This window comes from Pseudomonas sp. S37 (assembly GCF_016658545.1).
In the GTDB taxonomy this organism is placed as follows: Bacteria; Pseudomonadota; Gammaproteobacteria; order Pseudomonadales; family Pseudomonadaceae; genus Aquipseudomonas.
Genome location: NZ_JACVZC010000089.1, coordinates 1 through 20,251, shown reverse-complemented (window position 1 = coordinate 20,251; position 20,251 = coordinate 1). Strand labels below are relative to the sequence as shown.

Sequence of the window (20,251 nt, the reverse complement as noted above, 5' to 3'; positions counted from 1 at the left end):
CGCAATGCCTGATTACAAAGCCCCCTTGCGTGATATCCGCTTCGTTCGCGACGAGCTGCTCGGTTACGAGGCGCACTATCAGAGCCTGCCGGGTTGCCAGGACGCAACGCCCGACATGGTCGACGCGATCCTTGAAGAAGGCGCGAAGTTCTGTGAGCAGGTGCTGTCGCCGCTGAACCGCGTGGGTGACCAGGAAGGCTGCACCTGGAGCGAATCGGGTGTGAAAACCCCAACCGGCTTCAAGGCGGCATACGAGCAGTTCGTCGAAGGCGGCTGGCCAAGCCTGGCGCACGACGTCGAACACGGCGGCCAGGGCCTGCCAGAGTCGCTGGGCCTGGCCCTGAGCGAAATGGTCGGCGGTTCGAACTGGTCGTGGGGCATGTACCCAGGCCTGTCGCATGGCGCGATGAACACCATCTCTGCGCACGGCACTGCCGAGCAGCAGCACACCTACCTGACCAAGCTGGTGTCCGGCGAATGGACCGGCACCATGTGCCTGACCGAGCCACACTGCGGTACCGACCTGGGCATGCTGCGCACCAAGGCCGAGCCACAGGCCGACGGCAGCTACAAAGTGTCGGGCACCAAGATCTTCATTTCGGCCGGTGAGCACGACATGGCCGACAACATCGTCCATATCGTCCTGGCCCGCCTGCCGGATGCCCCGGCCGGCACCAAGGGTATCTCGCTGTTCATCGTGCCGAAGTTCCTGCCCAACGCCGAAGGCGGCGTAGGCGAGCGCAACGGCGTGAGCTGCGGCTCCATCGAACACAAGATGGGCATCCACGGCAACGCCACCTGCGTGATGAACTTCGACGCCGCTACCGGCTACCTGATCGGCCCGGCCAACAAGGGCCTGAACTGCATGTTCACCTTCATGAACACTGCTCGCCTGGGTACCGCGCTGCAAGGCCTGGCCCACGCCGAAGTGGCGTTCCAGGGTGGCCTGAAGTACGCCCGTGAGCGCCTGCAGATGCGCTCGCTGACTGGCCCGAAAGCGCCGGACAAGGCTGCCGACCCGATCATCGTCCACCCGGACGTGCGTCGCATGCTGCTGACCATGAAGGCCTTCGCCGAAGGCAACCGTGCGATGGTGTACTTCACCGCCAAGCAGGTGGACATCGTCAAGTACAGCCAGGACGAAGAAGAGCGCAAGAAGGCCGACGCCCTGCTGGCGTTCCTCACCCCGATTGCCAAGGCATTCATGACCGAAGTCGGGTTCGAAGCGGCCAACCACGGCGTGCAGATCTACGGCGGCCACGGCTTTATCGCCGAGTGGGGCATGGAGCAGAACGTGCGCGACAGCCGTATCTCGATGCTGTACGAAGGCACCACCGGTATCCAGGCCCTCGACCTGCTCGGCCGCAAGGTGCTGATGACCCAGGGCGAAGCCTTGAAAGGCTTCACCAAGATCGTGCACAAGTTCTGCCAGGCGCAGGAAGGTAACGAAACGCTCAAGGAGTTCGTCGAGCCACTGGCCGCGATCAACAAGGAGTGGGGCGAGCTGACCATGAAAGTGGGCATGGCCGCCATGAAGGACCGTGAAGAAGTGGGGGCGGCCTCGGTCGATTACCTGATGTATTCCGGCTACGCCTGCCTGGCCTACTTCTGGGCCGACATCGCCCGCCTGGCCGCCGAGAAGCTGGCCGCCGGCACCAGCGAAGAGGCGTTCTACACCGCCAAGCTGCAGACTGCGCGCTTCTACTTCCAGCGCATCCTGCCGCGTACCCGTACCCATGTGGCGACCATGCTGTCGGGTGCCAACAACCTGATGGCGATGGACGAGGAAAACTTCGGTCTGTCGTACTGATTCAGCCGCTGTACTCAAGACCCGCCTGCCCTCACCGGCAGGCGGGTTTTTTATTGTGGTATCTGCACGCGATCCGTGTAGGAGCGGGTTTACCCGCGAACACCGGCGAAGCCGGTGCCATACCCCGCGTCGCATTCTTCGCGGGTAAACCCGCTCCCACAGGGACCGTGTACAGGCCGCAATTTCCTTTATCCAACCGCATATTCAACTGTTCATGTGCGCTGCCGATGAAGTAAGGGCACAATGCCACCATTGATCTGCCGGGTTGGAGATTACCCTTGTTTCGTCTTAACGCTGTTCGCGCAAGCCACTTCCTGCCTTCGCTGTTCCTGTTGCTGGCAGGGCTCGCCGCAGCTTATGTGAGAGACCTCAGTGTCTTCTTCACATCGCTGTTCAATGTCCTGCCTACCTTGGTGCTGCTGCTGGGCGGTGCCTACTGCGCGGTGTACCGCCGCCAGCGTGAGCTGTTTCTGATGCTCACGGTGTACATCGCCTACTACCTGCTCGATACCCAGACCGACTTCTACCGTGACCATGGCCGCGTGCGCGAGGACGCGGCGGTGATCTTCCACCTGGTGTGTCTGCTGCTGCCTGCATTGTTCGGCCTCTATGGCGCCTGGCAGGAGCGTACCCACCTGCTGCAGGACCTGGTCGCCCGCGGCGCCGTGCTGTTCGCCGTGGGCAGCGTGGCGATAGCCCTGGAGCAGAGCTACCCCGAAGCGCTGCTGACCTGGCTGGCAGAGATTCGCTGGCCGGCCTTGCATGGCCAGTGGATGAGCCTGATCCAGATGGTCTACCCGCTGTTCTTAGTGGTGTTTATCCTGCTGGTGGTGCAATACCTGCGTGCCCCGCGGCCGTTGCACGCCGCGCAGCTGATCGGCCTGCTGGGGATTTTCTGGATGCTGCCGCAAACCTTCATCCTGCCGTTCACCCTGAACATCATGTGCAGCCAGGTGATGCTGATGATTGCCGCAGCCGTGGCGCACGAGGCCTACCAGATGGCCTTCCGTGACGAACTGACCGGCTTGCCGGGTCGTCGTGCGTTGAACGAGCGCATGCAGCGACTGGGGCGTAACTATGTGATCGCCATGACCGACGTCGACCACTTCAAGAAATTTAACGACACCCACGGGCATGACGTCGGCGACCAGGTGCTGCGCCTGGTTGCCAGCCGCTTGTCCAAGGTCACCGGTGGTGGTCGCGCCTACCGTTATGGTGGCGAGGAGTTTGCGCTGGTATTTGCCGGCAAGACTGCCGAAGAGTGCGTGCCGCACGTGGAGGCCGTGCGTGAGGTGATCGCCAACTACGTGATGCACCTGCGCGACCAGCCCAACCGCCCGCAGGACGATAGCGCCGGGCGGCAACGCCGCGCGGGCAGCAGCGGCGGCACGGTGTCGGTCACCATCAGTATCGGTGTGGCCGAGCGCCAGGTCGATCATCGCAACCCCGAAGCGGTGCTGAAATCCGCCGACCAGGCGCTGTACAGCGCCAAGGGCGCAGGGCGCAATTGTGTCATGGTGCATGGGCAACAATCGCAGCGCGGTGCTGTTCGCATGGCGTGACCGAAGCAGACTATGCGGTCAAGTGATGACCCTATGTCTCGTAAAAGTTGTTCGGTTACACTGCAAGCAACCCCAGTGTGGCGGTCCCCGAGACTGCCCCGACCCGACTAGCGAGAGGTTGTCATGGCTGACTATAAAGCGCCCCTGCGCGACATGCGCTTCGTACTGAATGAAGTCTTCAACGTGGCCGAGCAGTGGGCGCAGTTGCCCGCGCTGGCCGAGGTTGTCGACGTCGACACGGCCATGGCTGTACTGGAGGAAGCCGGCAAGGTTACCGCCAAGACCATCGCACCGCTCAGCCGTGCGGCCGATGAAGAGGGCTGCCACTGGGACAATGGCGCGGTACGCACGCCGGCCGGCTTTATCGAGGCCTACAACACCTACGCCGAAGGTGGCTGGGTAGGCGTGGGCGGCGACCCGCTGTTCGGCGGCATGGGCATGCCCAAGGCCATCTCGGCGCAGGTCGAGGAAATGGTCAATGCCTCCAGCCTGGCCTTCGGCCTGTACCCGATGCTGACCGCCGGCGCCTGCCTGTCGATCAACGCCCACGCCAGCGAAGCGCTGAAGGAAAAGTACCTGCCGAACATGTACGCTGGCGTATGGGCCGGCTCCATGTGCCTGACCGAGCCGCACGCCGGTACCGACCTGGGCATTATCCGCACCAAGGCCGAGCCGCAGGCCGACGGCAGCTACAAAGTCAGCGGCACCAAGATCTTCATCACCGGTGGCGAGCACGACCTGACCGAGAACATCATCCACCTGGTGCTGGCCAAGCTGCCGGATGCACCGGCGGGGCCGAAAGGCATTTCGCTGTTCCTAGTGCCGAAGTATCTGGTGAACGATGATGGCAGCCTGGGCGCGCGCAACCCGGCCACCTGCGGTTCGATCGAGCACAAGATGGGTATCCAGGCTTCGGCCACGTGCGTGATGAACTTCGACGAAGCCGTCGGTTACATCGTCGGTGAGCCGAACAAGGGCCTGGCAGCGATGTTCACCATGATGAACTACGAGCGCCTGGGCGTTGGCATCCAGGGCCTGGCCTCGGCCGAGCGCTCGTACCAGAACGCCGTGGAATACGCCCGCGACCGCCTGCAAAGCCGTGCCCCGACCGGCCCGCAAGCCAAAGACAAGGCTGCCGACCCGATCATCGTGCACCCGGACGTGCGCCGCATGCTGTTGACCATGAAGGCGCTGATCGAGGGTGGCCGCGCCTTCTCCACCTACGTCGCCATGCAGTTGGACAGTGCCAAGTACAGCGAAGACGCCAGCGTGCGCAAGCGCAGCGAAGAACTGGTAGCACTGCTGACGCCGGTGGCCAAGGCCTTCCTCACCGACCTGGGCCTGGAGTGCACCGTGCATGGCCAGCAGGTGTTCGGCGGGCATGGTTACATCCGTGAGTGGGGCCAGGAGCAACTGGTGCGTGATGTGCGCATCACCCAGATCTACGAAGGCACCAACGGCATCCAGGCCCTCGACCTGATGGGGCGCAAGGTGGTGGCCAGTGGTGGTGCTTACTACAAGCTGTTCTCTGACGAGATTCGCCAGTTCGTTGCCAGCGCCAGCAACGAGCTGAATGAATTTGCCACGCCATTGGGCGCTGCGCTCGACCAGCTCGACGGGCTGACCGAATGGGTGCTGCAACAGGCCAAGGGCAACCCGAATGAAATTGGCGCGGCCTCGGTCGAGTACCTGCATGCCTTTGGTTATGTCGCCTATGGCTACATGTGGGCGCTGATGGCGCGGGCGGCACAGGCGGGTGAGGGGGATGCGGCGTTCTATTCCGGCAAGCTGGGCACGGCGCGGTTCTACTTTGCGCGGTTGCTGCCACGGGTGGATTCGCTGGTGGCTTCGGTGAAGGCGGGGAGTGAGTCGTTGTACCTGCTGGATGCTGAGCAGTTCTGACGATTTTTGGGGCTGCTTTGCAGCCCATCGCGACGCAAGGCCGCTCCTACATTGATCGGCGTGTGCAGGACCTTGTAGGAGCGGCCTTGTGTCGCGATCGGGCCGCAACGCGGCCCTCATTCATGGTGTATCTGCGAATGCCTCGCCTTTGTAAGCTTTTTCCTACACGACGTGGTGACTTTTCACCACTGTTCTCAGATTGGATCCACGGTTAATCTTTACCACATGGACGTTGCGCAGGAAGCGCAAAGGACAGACTAAGGACGGCGACGAAGGACCACCTGCCAGGACGGCGGGGCGATACGGATGTCACAGGGAAACAGTCTGGAAAACCCCGCTTCGGCGGGGTTTTCTTTGTGCGCGTGTTTTTCAGCCCAGCACATCCAGCGGCGATGCCCCCAGCAGGCGGGCGTCCGTTTCTTCCTCCAGCAGCGTACGCAGCAGCTCCACCGAGGCCTGCTGGCGCTGTGCATCGCGGAACACCAGGCCCACCTTCAGCGGCACCCGTGGCTCGCTCAGCGGCTTCCACAGCAGCCCCTGGTCATCCTCGGCGGCTTCCTTGGCCCGGCCCGGCAAAATGGTCGCCAGCGCGGTGTGCGCCAGGCTGTCGAGGATTCCCGCCATGTTGTTCATTTCTGCCTGCACCTGCGGGCGTCGCCCCTGGCTGGCCAGCTGCGCCTGCCAGATCTGGCGGATCTGGAACTCCTCGCCCAGCATCAGCATGGGCAACTCGGCGGCCTGGCGGATGGACACCTTCTTGAAATCCTTCAGCGGGTGGGTGTCGGGGATCACCAGTTGCAGTTCGTCTTCGTATAACAGCAGGCCATGCAGTCCCGGCTGGCGCGGCGGCAGATAACTGATGCCGATGTCCAGGCTGCCGTTGAGCAGGCGCCGTTCGATCTCCAGCCCCGACAACTCATAAATCTGAACCACAAGGTGTGGCTGTGCCTTGCGCAGCCGTTCCAGCAGTTGCGGCACCAGGCTTGGCCGCACGGTCTGCAACACGCCGATGGCCAACGTGCGCAGCGACTGGCCCTTGAAGTTGCGCATGGCTTCGTGGGCTCGCTGCAGGCCGTCAAGCAATGGCAACGCATGGTTGTACAGGGTGTGAGCCGCCAGGGTAGGCAAAAGGCGCTTGTTGCTACGCTCGAACAGGCTCAGGTCGAGGCTGTGCTCCAGCTGGCGTATCTGTTGGGAAAGCGCTGGCTGCGACAGCGACAGGCGCTCGGCGGCGCGGCCCACGTGGCCTTCTTCGTACACCGCGACGAAATAACGCAGTTGGCGGAAATCCATAAGTAACACTTATCGAAAATGCTGGAAAAACGAAATGGTCGTAAACCCTCGTGAAGCCTAGTCTATCGCCGTATTCCAACGGGTTACAGCGATCAATCGGTCGATTGTTACCCCGGATGAAAAACACTTTTGATAGGCAAGGCAAAATATCGAGTGGCGGCACCAAGACCGCCCCGTGCCCGCCCCTTACCGTGCATTGGCTGGAGCCCTGATGAACCTGTTCAACCTGCGCCGCTCGGCCCCTGCTGCGGCCACCGAGCCCAAGCGCGCGCCAGTGAGGGTGCCGCCAACTGCCGAGCTGTCGCGTGATCGCCTGATGCCAAGCGCCGAACGCGCCGACCAGGTATTCGTGCGTGGCCAGGGTTCGTGGTTGTGGGACAGCGAAGGGCATGCCTACCTGGACTTCACCCAGGGCGGTGCGGTCAACAGCCTGGGCCACAGCCCCAGCGTGCTGGTAAAGGCGTTGGGTAACCAGGCCCAGGCACTGATAAACCCGGGCGCGGGCTTCCACAGCCGCGGCCTGCTGGCGCTGGTAAACCGCCTGTGCCAGAGCACCGGCAGCGACCAGGCCTACCTGCTAAACAGCGGTGCCGAGGCCTGTGAAGGGGCCATCAAGCTGGCGCGTAAATGGGGCCAGCTGCACCGCAATGGCGCCTATCACATCATCACCGCCAGCCAGGCCTGCCATGGCCGCAGCCTGGGTGCGCTGTCGGCCTCCGACCCGCTGCCATGCAACCGTTGCGAGCCCGGCCTGCCTGGCTTCAGCAAGGTGCCGTTCAATGACCTGGCGGCGCTGCACGCCGAGGTTGACTCGCGCACGGTGGCGATCATGCTCGAGCCGATCCAGGGCGAGGCCGGGGTTATCCCGGCTACCCAGGAATACCTCAAGGGTGTGGAGACGCTCTGCCGCGAACTGGGCATATTGCTGATCCTCGACGAGGTGCAGACCGGTATTGGCCGTTGTGGTGCGCTACTGGCCGAAGAGACCTATGGCGTGCGCGCCGACATCATCACCCTGGGCAAAGGCCTGGGCGGCGGCGTGCCCCTGGCCGCCTTGCTGGCCCGCGGTACGGCCTGTTGCGCCGAACCTGGCGAGCTGGAAGGCAGCCACCACGGCAACGCGCTGATGTGTGCCGCGGGCCTGGCAGTGCTGGATACCGTGCAGGAGCCCGGCTTTTTCGCCCAGGTGCAAGACCACGGCCGCCACCTGCGCGAAGGTCTGAGCCGCCTGGCCGGGCGCTATGGCCAGGGGGAAGTACGCGGGCAAGGGCTGCTGTGGGCGCTGCAACTGAAGGAAAACCTGGCCCGTGAACTGGTGGCGGCGGCCCTGCACGAAGGCCTGCTGCTGAACGCGCCGCAAGCGGATGTGGTGCGTTTCTCGCCGGCATTGACCGTGAGCAAGGGCAACATCGACGAAATGCTGCTGCGCCTGGCGCGCGCCTTTGCCCGCCTGCATGCCCAGCAGCAGGCCCGCCGCGAAGTGCCGGCTTAAGAGTGGCACGTTAAAGAATTCTACGAACCGTCTGGCGTTCCTGCGCATCGCCCCTGGCCTGTTTCATTCGGCCCGGGGCGTTTTTTTTGGGCTGTGGAACCTCTGCGATGGGCGGCTAGTCTTTGATGTAACCCCTTCAGGAGTCACTCGCATGGACTTTATCCGCATCATCATCGCCATCATCCTGCCGCCGCTGGGTGTGTTCCTGCAGGTCGGGTTTGGTGGGGCGTTCTGGCTGAATATCTTGCTGACCTTGCTGGGGTATATTCCGGGGATCGTGCATGCGGTGTACATCATTGCCAAGCGCTGAGGCCCTTGGGGCTGCTTTGCAGCCCATCCGACCGGTCCGGCGCCCCGGCAAGGCCGCTCCAACAGGGGATCGCGAACCCTTGTAGGAGCGGCCTTGTGTCGCGAAAGGGCCGCAACGCGGCCCCACGATCTCAGGCCTTCAACACCCGGCAATAAAACCTCCATTCTTCTTCCAGCGCATGCGCCAGGTTCTCCGCCTTGCGGAACCCATGCCGCTCCCCCGCATAGAAGTGCCCTTCAGCCTCGATCCCGTTAGCCTTCAAGGCCTCCAACATCGCCCGCGTCTGCTCCGGCACCACCACCGCATCCAGCTCGCCCTGGAAGAAAATCACCGGCACCTTGATCTGCCCCGCATGCAACAGCGGCGTGCGTTGCCGATAACGCTCGGCATCCTGCTGCGGGTCACCAATCAGCCAGTCCAGGTAATCGCCTTCGAACTTGTGCGTGGCACGCCCCAGCGCAACCGGGTCGCTGACCCCATACAGGCTGGCACCGGCGCGGAACACGTCATGGAAGGCCAAGGCACACAGGGTGGTGTAGCCCCCCGCGCTGCCGCCACGGATAAACGCCTTGCGCTGGTCCACCAGGCCCTGCGCCGCCAGGTATTCAACGGCTGCGCAGGCATCGGCCACGTCGCTTTCACCCCAGCGCAGGTGCAGGGCCTGGCGGTACTCGCGGCCATAACCGGTGCTACCCCGGTAGTTCAGGTCGGCCACGGCGAAGCCGCGCTGGGTCCAGTACTGAATGCGCGGGTCGAGCACCGGGTAACAGGCCGACGTCGGCCCACCGTGGATGAAAACCACCAATGGTGCAGCGGCTTTGGTGTGTGCTGCCGGGTAGAAGAAACCATGGGCCTGCTCGCCGTCATGGCCATAGTGGATGGGCTGCGGCAGGCTGATCTGCCCGGCAGGCAGCACTTCGGCACCACCGGCCAGTACGCGTACCTCGTGGTTGCTGCGGTCGATGGCAATCACCGCCGGCGGGCTGATGGGCGAGGCGGCGATGGCGTACAGGTGCTCGTCATCCAGCGCCAGGTTACGAAAGCGCGTATAGGCACTGGCGAAACGCTCCATGCGGCCATCGCTGCCACGCAGCCCAAGCTGCCCGAAGCCGTCCACGAACCAACTGGCCAGGTAGCTTTGCGGCCCCAGCGGCAACCAAGTGCAGGTGCCCAGTTGCCAAGGCGCAGCGGCGTGGTCCGCGGTCGCGGCGGGCAACGCTCGCCAGTGGCCTTCGACTTCGCCCCAGGGCTGCCAGAAGCCGTTGCGATCGGACAGGCAGTACAGTCGGCCCTCAGCGTCGAAGCGCGGTTGCTGCAGCGACTCGTCAGCACCCGCCACACACTGCGCCGGCCCCCAGTCGCCAATGCCATTGCGCGTACGATGCATCAACCGGGTGACGGTCCAGGGCTGCGCCGGGCGGTCCCACTCGACCCACGCCAGGCGCTGGCCATCGGCACTCAGCGTCGGGGACGCGTAGAAATCAGCACCCTCAGCAATGACCTCGCGGCTGCCCTCGCGCAAGGCGACCAGGCGGTGTTCGACCTGCTCGGCATGGCGTTCCTCGACGGCCAGCACCTGGCCGTCATGCCATTGCACATCGCCGTAGCGGCAGCTGGCATCGTGGGTCAGTGCACGCGGCAGTACGTCGTCCAGCGGCTGGGTATAGATCTGCTGGTCTTTTTCGTTGACGAACACCAGCCCGTCTGCGCCCAGGCAGAAGCTGCCACCGCCATACTCGTAGACCCGGCTGCGCACGCTGAAGCCATCTGCGGTCAGGCAGCGGGCTTGGTAGTGCAGCCAGTGCCAGATGCGGCAAGCGCCATCGGCCGGGCGAAATTCAAGCCAGAACAGCCCGTCGGCGCTGACCTTGAGTTCTGCAAAGTCGGTGCCGGCGGCAACCGCCTGGGCCGCGCTGAATTCAGCCGCGGGCGATGACACGGGAGTTTCGTTCATTGCGGAAGGTCATCTGTTCAATGGCGAGCTGGGCGCTTTCGGCCTCCTCGCGGGCCTTGAGGATGATGCCGTGCTCGGCCGACTTGGCGCACACCGGGTCGGCGTTGCTGGCATCGTCGGTCAACATGAAGGCCTGGCAGCGACAGCCGCCGAAGTCCTTTTCCTTCTCGTCGCAGGAGCGGCACGGTTCGCGCATCCATTCGTAGCCACGGAAGCGGTTGAAGCCGAATGACTCATACCAGATATGGTGCAGGTCGTGGTCGCGCACATTGGGGAACTGCACGGGCAACTGCCGGGCGCCGTGGCAGGGCAGTGCGGTACCGTCCGGGGTGATGGTGAGGAACAGGTTGCCCCAGCCGTTCATGCAGGCCTTGGGGCGCTCTTCGTAATAGTCCGGGGTGACGAAGATCAGCTTGCACGGGTTGCCCTCGGCCTTGAGCTTGTCGCGGTACTCGTTGGTGATGCGTTCGGCGCGCTCCAGTTGCGCGCGCGTGGGCAAAAGGCCCAGGCGGTTGAGGTGCGCCCAGCCATAGAACTGGCAGGTGGCAAGTTCGACGAAGTCCGCCTCCAGGGCAATGCACAGCTCGATGATGCGGTCGGTCTTGTCGATGTTGTGCCGGTGGGTAACGAAGTTGAGCACCATCGGGTAGCCGTGGGCCTTCACTGCACGGGCCATCTCCAGCTTTTGCGCAAAAGCCTTCTTCGAACCGGCCAGCAGGTTGTTCACCTGCTCGTCGCTGGCCTGGAAGCTGATCTGGATATGGTCCAGGCCGGCCTTCTTGAAGTCGGCGATGCGCGCCTCGGTCAGGCCGATGCCCGAGGTGATCAGGTTGGTGTAGTAACCCAGGCGGCGGGCTTCGCCGATCAGCTCGGCCAAGTCCTGGCGCACCAGTGGCTCACCACCGGAAAAGCCGATTTGCGCGGCGCCCATTTCCCGCGCTTCGGCCATTACCTTGAACCACTGTTCGGTGCTCAGCTCCTGGCCCTGGGCGGCGAAGTCCAGCGGGTTGGAGCAGTACGGGCACTGCAGCGGGCAGCGGTATGTCAGCTCGGCCAGCAGCCACAGCGGCAGGCCGACCTCGGGCGTGGGCGGCAGCTCAGGCGAGGACGATCCAGTGTTCGGCACGGGCCACCTCCATGAACTGCTCGATATCCTCGGCTACCTGCGGCACACCGGGGAATTGCTGTTCGAGTTCGCTGATGATTGCGGCCACGTCACGCTGGCCGTCGATCAGGCCACCGATCAGGCTGGCGCTGTCGTTGAGCTTGATCATGCCTTCGGGGTACAGCAACACATGGCCTTTCTGCGCCGGCTCGTACTGGAAGCGGTAGCCGGGGCGCCAGTTTGGCACCTGGTTACGGTCGAAACTCATAGGGTGATCCCCTTGTGCCACACCCGGTCCTGGGTGACGGAGTGATAAGGCGGGCGGTTCAGCTCGTAGGCCATGCTCATGGCGTCGAGCATGCTCCAGAGGATATCCAGCTTGAACTGCAGTATCTCCAGCATACGCTCCTGCCCCTCACGGGTGGTGTAGTGCTGCAGGGTGATGGCCAGGCCGTGCTCCACATCACGCCGGGCCTGGCCCAGGCGGGTGCGGAAGTATTCGTAGCCGGCCGGGTCGATCCACGGGTAGTGCTGCGGCCAGCTGTCCAGGCGCGACTGGTGGATTTGCGGGGCGAACAGCTCGGTCAACGAGCTGCTGGCGGCTTCCTGCCAGCTGGCGCGGCGGGCAAAGTTGACGTAGGCGTCCACGGCAAAGCGCACACCGGGCAGTACCAGCTCTTGCGAGCGCAGCTGGTCCGGGTCCAGGCCCACGGCCTGGCCCAGGCGCAGCCAGGCTTCGATACCGCCGTCCTCGCCGGGGGCGCCGTCGTGGTCAAGCAAGCGCTGGATCCACTCGCGGCGCACTTCGCGGTCCGGGCAATTGGCCAGGATCGCGGCATCCTTCATCGGGATGTTGACCTGGTAGTAGAAGCGGTTGGCCACCCAGCCCTGGATCTGCTCGCGGCTGGCGCGGCCCTGGTACATCGCCACGTGGTACGGGTGATGGATGTGGTAATAGGCGCCCTTGGCGCGCAGGGCCTGCTCGAATTCGGCAGGGGACATTGGCAGTGCGTCGCTCATTCGGCTGGCTCCTGTAAAAGATTCTCTGGCCTGACACCTAACCCACCCTGTGGGAGCGGATTCACCCGCGAATGCGTTGGTAAAGCCACTGACGCATTCGCGGGTAAACCCGCTCCCACAGGGGGGTGTGTTGCGGTTGCGACTTGTTTTTACAACTCGATACTCATGCCATCAAAGGCCACTTCCACACCCCGGCGCAGCACTTCGGCGCGCTCGGGCGAGTCTTCGTCGAGGATCGGGTTGGTGTTGTTGATGTGGATAAGCACCTTGCGCTGGCGCGGGAAGCCGTCGAGCACTTCCAGCATGCCGCCAGGGCCGTTCTGCGCCAGGTGGCCCATTTCGCGGCCGGTGCGGGTGCCGACGCCACGGCGCTGCATTTCATCGTCTTCCCACAGGGTACCGTCGACCAGCAGGCAGTCGGCGCCGTGCATCATCGCCAGCAGCGTTTCATCGACCTGGCCAAGGCCCGGGGCATAGAACAGCTTGCCGCCGGTGCGGGTGTCCTCGACCAGCAGGCCCAGGTTATCGCCCGGGTGCGGGTCGAAGCGGTGCGGCGAGTAGGGCGGGGCGGCGCTGCGCAGCGGGAACGGGGTGAACGTGAGGTTGGGGCAGGCGTCGATCACGAAGCTGCCTTCCAGCTCGATGCGGTTCCACTGCAGGCCGCCGTTCCAGTGGCTGAGCATGTTGAACAGCGGGAAGCCGGTGGTGAGGTCCTGGTGGACCATATCGGTGCACCACACCGGGTGCGGGCAGCCTTCGCGCAGGCTGAGCAGGCCGGTGGTGTGGTCGATCTGGCTGTCGAGCAGGATGATGGCATTGATGCCGGTGTCGCGCAGGGCCCGGGCTGGCTGCATGGGCGCAAAGGCCTGCAGCTGGGCGCGGATGTCGGGCGAGGCATTGCACAGTACCCAGTGCACGCCGTCGTCGGACAGGGCGATGGACGACTGGGTACGCGCGGTGGCCCGCAGGGTGCCGTCACGCAAGCCCTTGCAGTTGGCGCAGTTGCAGTTCCACTGCGGGAAGCCGCCACCGGCGGCGGAGCCGAGAACCTGAATGTACATGGCCACTCTCTTTGCTGTGCGCAATCGGTATCTGAAAAACGAAAACGCCCCGGCGGGCCGAGGCGTGGAACCGTAAGCCGGGCTTAGCGGTTAGCGAAGTACATGGTGACTTCGAAGCCGATACGCAGATCAGTGTATGCAGGTTTGGTCCACATGGGATTACTCCTTCCGGATGGGTTTGGGGTTGCTCAGCTACTACTTGGGTACCGCCATGCACAGGAGGTTCCCGGAACTGGGATTGCGCTATCTTACAAGATAATTTTGTACCGAAAGGTTAATTATTCGAAAAGCGCCGTTGCAGTTGGCGTAATAATCAGGCTTTTTCGCCCTGCCAGAAGGTGTCTGGCGCGGCAGCGTTGGCCAGGCAAAGCCAAGTCGAACCCGTATCGAGCAGGTTGCTTAGCAACTGGTCCAGATCCGTCTGCCGCGTCTTCAGGATAGACCCGCGCAAGGCATCCAGCCGGCCGGGGTGTGTAGCCAGGTGTGTCTGCCACGCCCATTCGGCGACGTCGGCGTTGGCCATGGCGGCCTCGTCGAATTGTTCAGCCAGGGCCTGGCGAGCGGCCGGGTCGAGGCTGACGCCCCGCTCTAGCAGGGTGCGCAAGTGATCGAGCACTTGTACCTGGCTGGTGTGCGGGGACTGCACGCCGAAAAGCAGGCCGCACACGCCCTCGACCTGACGAAAGGCGCTGAACACGGCGTAGCCGAGTTGTAGCTCGACCCGCAGCCGCTGGTAAACCGGCCCTTGCAGCAACTGGGCGAGCAGGCGCCCGGTGGCTTCGTTGGCCGCTGGTAGTGGGCAGAACAGCAGCAGGGCGTGTTCACTGCCCGGCGCTTCTGCGTGTTGCCAGCGTCGGCTCACCCAGGTGGGCGCAGGGTTTGGCCGCGCGCCTTGCCCGGGGCAGTGCTGCATGACACTGCCCAATGCGCCCAGCGCAGCGTTGTCGAAGCCTGCGGCCAGGCCATGCCAGCTTGCCTGTTGCCACAGGCTGGCGAGTTGATGCTGTGCCAGCGTGCAGGCCGGTACTGCTGCGGGCTGGCTACCCTGTACCGCGTCTGGCAGTTGCTTGAGCAAGGCGCGGATCGGGATCAGGGCCGCGGGTTGTGTTGCGCGGGGCAGCCAGCAACTGGCGGGTGGCGTGAGCATCAACGCCAAGGCCTGTTCAACGGCGCGCAGCACCGCTGCCGATAGCCCGGCGCAGCGCAACTGCCAATATTCCCCGGCGCTGGTGAACTGCAGTTGCACCGAGGCGCGTTCACAGCGCGCCTGCAGGGGGGCAAGGGCTTGTTCCAGCACGCGCTGCAGCTGGTGGCGCAAAGGCGAGGGCACATGCCAGCGCAGGTAGAGCGCCGCGTATTGGCGGGCCGCAGGGAGCTGGTCGCTGATCTTCAGTGCTGGCGGCAGAGGCTGTGCCGTGACAGCGGGCAGCTCGGCCGTCAGCAGTGGGTCGACCGGGGGTAGCTGCCATTGGCCGTGAGGGCTGCATGGCAGGCCTTCCAGCAGGCTGGCAAGCGCCTGCAGGCCTTGGGTATCCAGCTTGGCGAAAGGCCGACCCGTGCTATCCCGATGGGCCAGCTCCAGTGCGCTGGCATTGCGTTCGCGGCTGAGCTGCAGCAGCCCGAATGGGTGATTCAACTGCTCGGGGTCGGCCTGGCGGATGAAGCTGAACCAACCGTGCAGCAAGGCGATGGCTTCGTCCGGGTTGGCGTTGGCAGTGAGTTCAAGGTCGAGGTGCCACAGCAGCTGCCCAGCGAATGCATATAGCGTTTCGGCTTTGAGACCTTGTAGCCAGCCACGCTCACGAAGCGCGCCGGACCAGGTGCCTGCGCGGTTGTCGTCGAGGCAGGTGATCAGCAGCTCCAGCGCCTGCTCGGCACCTCTGGGGAGGTGCTCGTGAGTAAAGGCCAGGGCGGCATTCGTCGCCGACAGTGGTGGCGGGGCCACTTGCGGCACGTGCTCACCCGCGGCGAACAGCTTGGCGTGCTGTCGTCCCAGGTGTTCCAGTTCATCCAGCGGTTGCGGGCCACACAGGCTCAAGGTGATCTGGCCGCCTTGGTAGAAGCGTTGGTGAAAGCTGCCAAGCGCTTGCTGGAAGGCAGAGTCCTGCAGGGCCAGGGTGTATCGGTTGCCGGCATGAAACGCAGCCAGTGGATGGCTGGGTGACACCGACTGCAGCAAGGCGAACTGCTGCTGGGCCTGCGGGTTGCGTGACCACGCGATGAACTCGGCGTGGATGACTTCACGTTCGCGGTGTTGCCGTTCGATGCCCAGGTCCGGTTCGGCGAGCATCTGACACATGCGCTCCAGGCCCCCGCCCAAGGTGGTGGGCGGGACTTCGAAGAAGAAGTCGGTGGCACGTTCGCGGGTGCTGGCGTTGACTTGGCCGCCGAGGGCCTGCACGTAGCGCATCAGCCCGTCGTTCAGCGGAAAGCGCGGGGTACCCAGGAAGAACAGGTGCTCGAGGAAGTGCGCCAGGCCAGGCCATTTGGCGGGGGCATCGTGGCTGCCCGCGTGCACCCGCAGTGCGGCCGCCGAGCGCTTCAGGCGCGGGGCGTGGCGCAGGGTCAGCTGCAGGCCGTTGGCGAGGGTGAGGTGGCGGGTGGCGTCAGGCATGGGGGCTCCGGTTGCTGGTTTCCATGCTAACCCATTTGTGTGAGCAGGCCCGGCCTCTTCGCGGGTGAACCCGCTCCCACAGCGATGGGTGTTGATTTCCAAATCACACCGTACCTGTGGGAGCGGGTTTACCCGCGAAGAGGCCATCAGCCCTGACGCAGATGCAGCTCTTGGCGTAGATCTGTGAGGTAGGGGAAGGCCAAGCGCCCCTGCACCACCCGCTCATGTTCCAGCTCCGCCAGCAACTGGCACTCATCCCGCCCGGCCATGGCCAGCAGGCTGCCATCCGGGCCGATGATGCTGCTCTGCCCGCAATACTGGATCTCGTCTTCCGCCCCGCAGTAGTTGGCATACACCAGATAGCACTGGTTCTCCTGCGCCCGCGCCCGCACGGTCACCTGGCAGATGAAGTCGTAAGGGGTCATGTTCGCCGTCGGCACCAGGATCAGCTCGGCGCCATCCAGCGCCAGGCGCCGGGCATTCTCCGGGAACTCGATGTCGTAGCAGATCAGTAGGCCGACCTTCCAGCCGTCCAGCTCCACCACCGGGAAATGGTCTGGGCCTTCGCTGAACATCGAACGGTCCAGCTCGCCGAACAGGTGGGTCTTGCGGTAATTGCTCAGGCTGCGGCCATGGGCATCGATCAACTGCACACTGTTGTAGATCGCACCCTCATCACCGCGCTCCGGGTAGCCATAGACAATGGCAATGCGGTGCGCCTGGGCGATTTCCACCACCGCCATGGCCGACGGGCCGTCGACGGCTTCGGCCAGCCGTTCGACCTGGGCCAGGCCGATGTTGTAGCCAGTCAGGAACATTTCCGGGCACACCAGCAACCGGGCGCCGCGTTCAGCCGCCAGTTGCGCCTGCTGGCGCAGCCGTTGCAGGTTGCCGGGCACGTCCAGTGGTTTGGGTTCACCCTGGAACAGAGCAATGCGCATGGCGCCTCCTTGTGTCAGTCAGCCAGGGCGATCGGGCCGATCTCGTCGAATACGTCGCCTGGGCCTGGGTTGTCCGGGTGGGTACGGCCACCGAAGTGGTTCATGATACCCCACACCGCATTCAGCGAAGTCTGCACCGCACCTTCCACCCAGGCCGGGGTCCACGACACGTCGTCACCGGCAATGAACATGCCGCGCTGTTCGGCGGGCATGTCCTGCTGCATGAAGTGCGCGTACATCCGCTGGTTGTAGCGGTAGTGGCCCGGCAGTGCGCCCTTGAAGGCGCCAAGGAAGTGCGGGTCGGCTTCCCAGGAAATAGTGATCGGGTCGCCGATGATATGCCCTGCGATGTCGGTCTTCGGGTAGATCTTCTTCAGCGCATCCAGGGCCAGCTGCACGCGCTTTTCCACCGGGTGCGGCAACATCTTCAGTGCATCGCTCATCCACGCGTAGGACAGGCAGATCACCCCCGGCTTGTCGTCGCCGTTGTCGAACAGGTAAGTGCCGCGGGTAAGGCGGTCGGTGAGGGTCATGCTCATCAGGTCGCGACCGGTTTGCGGGTCTTTGTCCTTCCAGAACGGCCGGTCGACCATGACGAAGGTTTTCGACGACTGCATGTAGCGGGTACGGTCCAGGGCCATCCACATTTTTTGCGAGAACAGCGATTCTTCGCAGTCGATCTGGGTGGTCAGCAGCCAGGTCTGGCAGGTGGCGAGCACCGCGCTGTAGTGGCGGGTATCGCCCCAGTTGTCGGTGACCGCCAGGCGGCCATCGGCGGCGCGGGCGATACGTTTCACGCCGGTACGGGGTGCGCCGCCATGCAGCGCGCTCAGGCTGGTGCCCTCCGGCCAATGCACGCAGCGCTCCGGTACATGGCGCCAGATGCCTTGCGGCACCTGCTCCACACCGCCGACCACCAGGTGCTGGTGGTCGTCGCAGTTGGTCATCACCACGCGGAAGATTTCCAGCATCGAGTTGGGGAAGTCCGAGTCCCAGCCGCCGGTGCCGAAGCCGACCTGGCCGAACACTTCACGGTGCTGGAAACTCAGCTTGGCGAACGAGCGCGAGGTGGCGACGAAGTCGTAGAAGGTGCGGTCGTCCCACAGTGGGACCAGCTTGTTCCACAGTTCTTTAAGGCGCGGTACATCACGGTCGCGGATGGCCTGCTGGATGTCGGCGAACTGGGCGCCGCTTTCCAGCGCGTCGGCCCAGGCGTCGGCCACTTCGTGGAACAACTGTGGCAGGTCGGTGGCTTTTTCGGCGTAGTAGGTCTGGCCTTCCAGGTCGATCACCGTACTGCCGGAAGCCGGGGTCAGCGGGTTGGGGAAGGGCTTGGTTTCCAGGCCCAGCTTGTCCACGTAGTGGTAGAAGGCGGTGGACGACACCGGGAAGCGCATGCCACCCAGTTCGGCGATGATCCCGTCGGTGCCATTGAAGGCCTGCGAACGCAGCCGGCCACCCAGCTTGGAGGCCTCATACACCACCGGTTTGAGGCCCAGCTTCATCAATTCGTAGGCCGCCACCAGCCCGGCGATACCGGCACCCACGATGGCCACTTCTTCACCCTGGCGTTCAGCCGGAATGCTGCCCAGGCCTGCCGGATGTTCCAGCCAGTCGTCGAAGGCGAACGGGAAGTCCGGGCCGAAGATGGTGATTGGCTTTTTACCGTCGGCGGGGTGGCGGTTTTTCTTGTTCATGAAGTGACCTTGCCAGAGAGGCTGCGCGGGGAGCGGAGCCTGAGTATAGGAGATGCCTGGGGGTCATTTTAGGGAGTGGGGTGTTCGTAATTAAGGTGCAGAGTGTTGTCTAAATGTAGCTTTATTAGTCGAAATTTCATTAGCAACATGCATTATGACGAATCTGCACTGGCCCGTTGTAGGAGCGGGTTCACCCGCGAATGCGTCGGTAGATTCACAGCAGCATTCGCGGGTAAACCCGCTCCTACAACGGGCTGTGTAGCACTTGCAATCTGGGTGATCAGACAGTTCCTACACCCATGCCTTGAAATAAAGAATTACCCTACGCCCGCTATAGCCTCGGTCTGGCATCGCGGGAATCGTTTCACCGTTAACTTCACCGGGTCGCCGCAAATTCGGCGATCGGGCGTGAGAACCCGCTGATCTTTCTGGAGGCGCACTGCTATGGCAGCTGTGCGCGGGCAGGCTTTGCCTGGCCGGGTACGCGCCTCCAAGTTCGCCGGTTCTCACCTCGCGCATGGCTGCCACCCAATTCCCGTGAGAAGGATGCGATTGGCCGCCAATCACCCTGTGATGTGGAGGCTATACCATGACCGACCGCTTACCCGACCAACCCGAAAAACTCAAACCCACCGCCGAAAAGCCCTTCTGCAACTGCGAATCCAGCCACCCACCGCTCTTCGCCATCCGCCCCGGCATCGACGCCGCCGACGCCCTGGTCCACGCCTGCCTGCTGGCCCGTGGCCTCAACCAGATTGCCACCGACTACGCCCAACACCACGCCCCCGAGCGCAGCCGTGACATTGTCTGGTCGATGCAGCATTCGGCCGAAAGCCTTTCGGCAATCCTGGAAGGCCTGCTCGACGGCCAGGAAGCCTGACCGCCAGCCCGCTCAGAGCGGCTGCCCGCGGTCCACCTTGCTGCTGAGAATGATCGACGTGGTGGTCTTCTCCACCCCGTCGACGCTGCCGATCTGGTCGAGCAGCTGGTCCAGCTGTTCGGGTGAATCCGTGCGCAGCCAGGCCACATAGTCGAACTCGCCGCTCACTGCGCACAATTGCTGCACTTGCCCCATGGCGCTCAGGCGCCGCACCACTTCCTTACCGGAGCGCGGCTGCACCTTGATCCCCACATACGCCTGCAGCCCGCCGCCGATCACACTCTGGCCCAGGCGCACGCCATAGCCGGAGATGACCTTGTTCTTCTCCAGCCGCTCCAGGCGCGAATTGACGGTGGTGCGGGCGATACCCAGCTGGCGGGCGAGGGTGGCGACGCTTTCGCGGGCGTTGATTTGCAGCAGGGCGATCAGCTGGCGATCGATTTCGTCCAGCGTCATGGAGCGGGAATCCGACATGGCGAGTCTCTACGGTTGGCCCGCTAGCCTAGCCAGCCAGTGCCGATCAGGGCAAGCCAGTCACCACCGGCCCAGCCGACGCGGTCCCCTGTAGGAGCGGCCTTGTGTCGCGAAAGGGCTGCAAAGCAGCCCCAGC

17 protein-coding genes are annotated in these 20,251 nt (G+C 63.9%); 6 read left to right on the top strand and 11 right to left on the bottom strand.

From position 1 onward, the window contains the following. Nucleotides 1-4: 4 nt before the first annotated feature. The 3 genes from IAE39_RS21630 to IAE39_RS21620 all read left to right on the top strand — a co-directional run bounded on the left by IAE39_RS21630 (nt 5) and on the right by IAE39_RS21620 (nt 5,274). The gene (locus IAE39_RS21630; RefSeq protein WP_201206360.1) at nt 5-1,810 is read left to right on the top strand and encodes a phenylacyl-CoA dehydrogenase; all 1,806 of its coding nucleotides are present in this window, start codon (nt 5-7) and stop codon (nt 1,808-1,810) included. A 278-nt stretch (nt 1,811-2,088) separates the two neighbouring features. Continuing rightward, nucleotides 2,089-3,372 carry a GGDEF domain-containing protein gene (locus IAE39_RS21625; RefSeq protein ID WP_201206358.1) on the top strand — a complete coding sequence of 428 codons (1,284 nt, stop codon included), beginning with the start codon at nt 2,089-2,091 and terminating at the stop codon, nt 3,370-3,372. A gap of 123 nt (nt 3,373-3,495) precedes the next feature. Then, entirely contained in the window at nt 3,496-5,274 is a 1,779-nt protein-coding gene (locus IAE39_RS21620; RefSeq protein WP_201206356.1) for an acyl-CoA dehydrogenase C-terminal domain-containing protein, read from the top strand. A 369-nt stretch (nt 5,275-5,643) separates the two neighbouring features. Here the strand turns inward: IAE39_RS21620 and IAE39_RS21615 are convergent, their stop codons facing one another. Further along, nucleotides 5,644-6,567 (bottom strand): LysR family transcriptional regulator, encoded by a 924-nt coding sequence (locus tag IAE39_RS21615; protein WP_201206354.1) that lies wholly within the window; start codon nt 6,565-6,567, stop codon nt 5,644-5,646. Nucleotides 6,568-6,778: 211 nt separating this feature from the next. Here IAE39_RS21615 and IAE39_RS21610 point away from each other — a divergent pair, with 211 nt between their 5' ends. Together IAE39_RS21610 and IAE39_RS21605 are read left to right on the top strand one after the other, a co-directional pair. After that, nucleotides 6,779-8,059, top strand: coding sequence for an aspartate aminotransferase family protein (locus tag IAE39_RS21610; RefSeq protein WP_201206352.1), 1,281 nt, complete (start codon nt 6,779-6,781; stop codon nt 8,057-8,059). A gap of 151 nt (nt 8,060-8,210) precedes the next feature. Next, a complete protein-coding gene (locus IAE39_RS21605) occupies nt 8,211-8,369 on the top strand; it encodes a YqaE/Pmp3 family membrane protein (RefSeq protein ID WP_009681539.1) in 159 nt (52 codons plus the stop codon). 130 nt (nt 8,370-8,499) lie between these two features. On the opposite strand, the gene IAE39_RS21600 is transcribed toward IAE39_RS21605, so the two are convergent. The 9 genes from IAE39_RS21600 to IAE39_RS21560 form a co-directional block, all read right to left on the bottom strand. Next, the gene (locus tag IAE39_RS21600; RefSeq protein ID WP_201206349.1) at nt 8,500-10,323 is read right to left on the bottom strand and encodes a S9 family peptidase; all 1,824 of its coding nucleotides are present in this window, start codon (nt 10,321-10,323) and stop codon (nt 8,500-8,502) included. Then, on the bottom strand, nt 10,289-11,449 hold the full coding sequence (gene pqqE / locus IAE39_RS21595; RefSeq protein ID WP_201206347.1) for a pyrroloquinoline quinone biosynthesis protein PqqE: 1,161 nt from the start codon (nt 11,447-11,449) through the stop codon (nt 10,289-10,291). Before pqqE ends, IAE39_RS21600 begins: the two co-directional genes overlap by 35 nt. Further along, entirely contained in the window at nt 11,421-11,696 is a 276-nt protein-coding gene (gene pqqD, locus IAE39_RS21590) for a pyrroloquinoline quinone biosynthesis peptide chaperone PqqD (RefSeq protein ID WP_173887399.1), read from the bottom strand. Before pqqD ends, pqqE begins: the two co-directional genes overlap by 29 nt. Further along, the gene (pqqC, locus tag IAE39_RS21585; protein ID WP_201206345.1) at nt 11,693-12,448 is read right to left on the bottom strand and encodes a pyrroloquinoline-quinone synthase PqqC; all 756 of its coding nucleotides are present in this window, start codon (nt 12,446-12,448) and stop codon (nt 11,693-11,695) included. The genes pqqD and pqqC overlap by 4 nt, the downstream gene beginning before the upstream one ends. Nucleotides 12,449-12,597: 149 nt before the next feature. Then, nucleotides 12,598-13,509, bottom strand: a complete 912-nt coding sequence (gene pqqB / locus IAE39_RS21580; RefSeq protein ID WP_201206343.1) for a pyrroloquinoline quinone biosynthesis protein PqqB — start codon at nt 13,507-13,509, stop codon at nt 12,598-12,600. Between the two features lie 83 nt (nt 13,510-13,592). Beyond that, on the bottom strand, nt 13,593-13,664 hold the full coding sequence (pqqA, locus tag IAE39_RS21575) for a pyrroloquinoline quinone precursor peptide PqqA (RefSeq protein ID WP_003243383.1): 72 nt from the start codon (nt 13,662-13,664) through the stop codon (nt 13,593-13,595). Nucleotides 13,665-13,822: 158 nt separating this feature from the next. Then, nucleotides 13,823-16,123, bottom strand: a complete 2,301-nt coding sequence (gene pqqF, locus IAE39_RS21570) for a pyrroloquinoline quinone biosynthesis protein PqqF (protein WP_201206341.1) — start codon at nt 16,121-16,123, stop codon at nt 13,823-13,825. A gap of 146 nt (nt 16,124-16,269) precedes the next feature. Next, complete coding sequence (locus tag IAE39_RS21565; protein ID WP_201206339.1) at nt 16,270-17,064, bottom strand: carbon-nitrogen hydrolase family protein; 795 nt, start codon at nt 17,062-17,064, stop codon at nt 16,270-16,272. A 14-nt stretch (nt 17,065-17,078) separates the two neighbouring features. Continuing rightward, nucleotides 17,079-18,761 (bottom strand): flavin monoamine oxidase family protein, encoded by a 1,683-nt coding sequence (locus IAE39_RS21560; protein WP_201206337.1) that lies wholly within the window; start codon nt 18,759-18,761, stop codon nt 17,079-17,081. A 589-nt stretch (nt 18,762-19,350) separates the two neighbouring features. Between IAE39_RS21560 and IAE39_RS21555 the strand changes: the two genes are divergently transcribed. Further along, a complete protein-coding gene (locus IAE39_RS21555; protein WP_201206334.1) occupies nt 19,351-19,641 on the top strand; it encodes a hypothetical protein in 291 nt (96 codons plus the stop codon). A gap of 12 nt (nt 19,642-19,653) precedes the next feature. Here IAE39_RS21555 and IAE39_RS21550 read toward each other — a convergent pair whose 3' ends face one another. After that, nucleotides 19,654-20,115 carry an Lrp/AsnC family transcriptional regulator gene (locus IAE39_RS21550; protein ID WP_201206332.1) on the bottom strand — a complete coding sequence of 154 codons (462 nt, stop codon included), beginning with the start codon at nt 20,113-20,115 and terminating at the stop codon, nt 19,654-19,656. Nucleotides 20,116-20,251 lie beyond the last annotated feature (136 nt).